This window comes from Parvibaculum sp. (genome assembly GCF_049671045.1).
Classification (GTDB): domain Bacteria; phylum Pseudomonadota; class Alphaproteobacteria; order Parvibaculales; family Parvibaculaceae; genus Parvibaculum.
Genome location: NZ_JBATUH010000088.1, coordinates 1 through 2713, shown reverse-complemented (window position 1 = coordinate 2713; position 2713 = coordinate 1). Strand labels below are relative to the sequence as shown.

Annotated in this window: 3 protein-coding genes and 1 tRNA gene; all 4 read right to left on the bottom strand. The window is 66.2% G+C overall.

The genetic code is table 11. The features are described from left to right. Positions 1–237: 237 nt before the first annotated feature. Positions 238–313 (bottom strand) — tRNA-Phe (locus tag WBG82_RS10270). A 129-nt stretch (positions 314–442) separates the two neighbouring features. Continuing rightward, the gene (yacG, locus tag WBG82_RS10265; protein ID WP_424424435.1) at positions 443–679 is read right to left on the bottom strand and encodes a DNA gyrase inhibitor YacG; all 237 of its coding nucleotides are present in this window, start codon (positions 677–679) and stop codon (positions 443–445) included. Continuing rightward, a complete protein-coding gene (locus WBG82_RS10260; RefSeq protein ID WP_424424434.1) occupies positions 676–2199 on the bottom strand; it encodes an Rne/Rng family ribonuclease in 1524 nt (507 codons plus the stop codon). The genes yacG and WBG82_RS10260 overlap by 4 nt, the downstream gene beginning before the upstream one ends. 87 nt (positions 2200–2286) lie before the next feature. After that, positions 2287–2713: Maf family protein (locus tag WBG82_RS10255; protein WP_424424433.1), on the bottom strand; the 427-nt coding region annotated here is incomplete at its 5' end.

Genomic DNA, 2713 nt, shown 5'->3' with positions numbered 1-2713 from the left:
CTCGCGCCTTGCAGAACTCGGCTGCTCGACGCAAGAAATCATGGCCATTACCGGACACACGACTCTGAAAGAAGTCGAACGCTACACGGCAGCCGCACGACGGAAAATCCTCGCAAAATCGGCCATGAAAAAGCTCAGTGAGGACGAATGAATTGTCGCACCTTTCGTCACGGCCGCGCGAGGTGCGACAAATTCTGCACCTAAATTCTTGATTTTTAAGATGAAATGAAGGGGAGGTGGTGCCCAGGGGCGGAATCGAACCACCGACACTGCGATTTTCAGTCGCATGCTCTACCAACTGAGCTACCTGGGCGGCGCTCCGGCCGGGGCGAGCCCGGGCGGCGAGGCTCGCGGGTTATAAGAGATTGGGTGGGGTCTGTCCAGTGCCGAGGAAAGGCGCCGGGCGGGATAAAAACATTGGCGCCAGAGGGGCTTGGGAGGCTCACTCCTCCTCGCCGTCGCCCCGCCCCGCGCCCTCGTCCCATTCATCGGGCGGCTCGACGGCGGGGATCGCGTAAGCCCCCTTCAGCCAGCGATTGAGATCGACATCGGCGCAGTGCTTCGAGCAGAAGGGGTGGAAGTCCGGCACCGATTTCTTGCCGCAGATGGGGCACGGCCTCGATGCGCGCAGCGGCACCACCTTGCCGCCCGCCGCCTTCGCTCCGCCCTGCCCGCTCATGCCTGGACGGCCCCCACGTCGATGCGCTCTCGCGTGAAGACGGGCTCGGCGACGAGGCTCAGATTGACCGCGATCTTCGCGCGCAGCCTGTCGATGAGATAGGCGTTTCCGCGCTCGAGCCAGTCGATCACCTCGGGCGCGGCGCGCGCGACGATGGCGCGGCCGGGCGAGGCCTGCGCCTCGCTCGCTACCTTGCGCAGAAGCTCGTTGGCCACCGTCGCGCAGGTCTTGCGGCGCGGGCGGCCATTGGCATAGGCGGGCTCGGTGAGAAGCTTGTTCAGCGGCTCGCGCACGCGCTTGCGCGTCATTTCGACGAGGCCGAATTCCGACATGCCGGAAATCTGCGTTGGCACGCGGTCATGCGCGAAATTGTCGTTGAGCGCGTCGAGAACCTTCCGGATGTTCGCCGGATCGTTCAGATGAATGAAGTCGATGACGATGAGCCCACCGGTGCCGCGCAGGCGGAGCTGATAGGCGATCTCATCCACCGCTTCGAGGTTGATCTTGACGCTCGTTTCCTCGAGCCCCGTCGCGGCCGTATAGCGGCCCGAATTGACGTCGATCGCGGTCAGCGCCTCGGTCGTCTCCACCGTGATCCAGCCGCCGGATTTCAGCTCCACGCGCGGCTCCAGCGCCTGCTCGATCTCGCCCTCTATGTCGTAGAGAGAGAAGAGCGGGCCGGGCCCATTGAAAAGCTGGATGCGGTCGATGAGTTCGGGCATCACGCGGCGCGCATAGCGCTGCGCCTCGCCAAAGGCTTCGGCATCGTCGATGAGCACGCGATCGGTCTCGGTGCTCACATAGTCGCGCAGCGTCTTCGACACGGGGTCGAGATCGTGAAAGACGACGCAGGGCGCGCTCGAGCGTTTCTCGATCTCGCGCAGCTTGCGCCATTCCTCGGCGAGCGTGCGCGCATCGGCGGCAATGTCATCGACCGTGGCGCCGATCGCCGCCGTGCGCACGATGAAGCCCGCAGGCTCGCCCGTGACGCCCATGGAGCCGAAGCGGGCGACCATCTCCTCCACCAGCGCCGTCAGCCGGGCGCGTTCGTCCTCATCCTCGATGCGGCGCGACAGCGCGACGCCCGACTGGTTCGGCACCAGCACAAGAAGACGGCCGGGAATGGTGACATTGGCCGAAAGCCGCGCACCCTTGTCGCCGATCGGGTCTTTCGTCGCCTGAACGAGGATCGTCTGTCCCTCGGTCACGCAGGCGCTGATCGGCGGCAAGATCCCTTCGTCGAGATGGGTCAGCTCGCACAGGCAGCGCGCCTCGCGCGCGCCGAGAAATCCCGCCCGCTCGAGGCCGATATCGACAAAGGCCGCCTGCATGCCGGGCAGCACGCGCTGGACGCGGCCGAGAAAGATGTTCCCGAGAAGCGAATGTCCCGCGCGCCCCGTCTTGGCCTTGAGGTCGTCCTCCATGGTGCGCTCGAGAATGAGCTCCACGGGGCGTCCGCTCTCGACGATCGCTACGCGCGTCTCGCCGGGCCCAACATTGATCAGCACTTCCTCGGACATGCAATCCCTTGCGACCGCCGGCGCTTTCTTCGGGCGCGCCGGATCAATCAAGCTCTCATTCGACCGGCAGCTACTCTAACACTCTTGTCAGCGGCCTGGGTAGAGAGCGGGGGCGGCGCCGGAAATGAGCGACGCCGTCTCGAAGAGGGGCAGGCCCACCACGCCCGAATAGGAACCGGTCAGCGAGCGGACAAAGGCCGCCGCCCTGCCCTGAACGGCATATCCGCCCGCCTTGCCGCGCCACTCGCCGGAGGCGAGATAGGCTTCGATCTCGGCAGCCGAAAGGCGCTTGAAGGTCACCCGCGTCTGGCTGACCCGCTCGGCCTGCCGCCCGTCGGGATGGACGAGCACGACCGCCGTATAGACGCGGTGGGCCCGGCCGGAAAGGAGCGCAAGGCAGCTTGCCGCCTCCGCCTCACTCTCGGCCTTGGGCAGAATGCGCCGCCCGCAGGCGACGACCGTGTCGGCCGCCAGCACCAGCGCGCCGGGCTCGCGGCCTGCGACGGCCTCGGCC

Bases quoted from the DNA above. Each gene is read 5' to 3' on its own strand.
- yacG (WP_424424435.1), bottom strand. From the start codon at position 679: ATGAGCGGGCAGGGCGGAGCGAAGGCGGCGGGCGGCAAGGTGGTGCCG.
- WBG82_RS10260 (WP_424424434.1), bottom strand. From the start codon at position 2,199: ATGTCCGAGGAAGTGCTGATCAATGTTGGGCCCGGCGAGACGCGCGTA.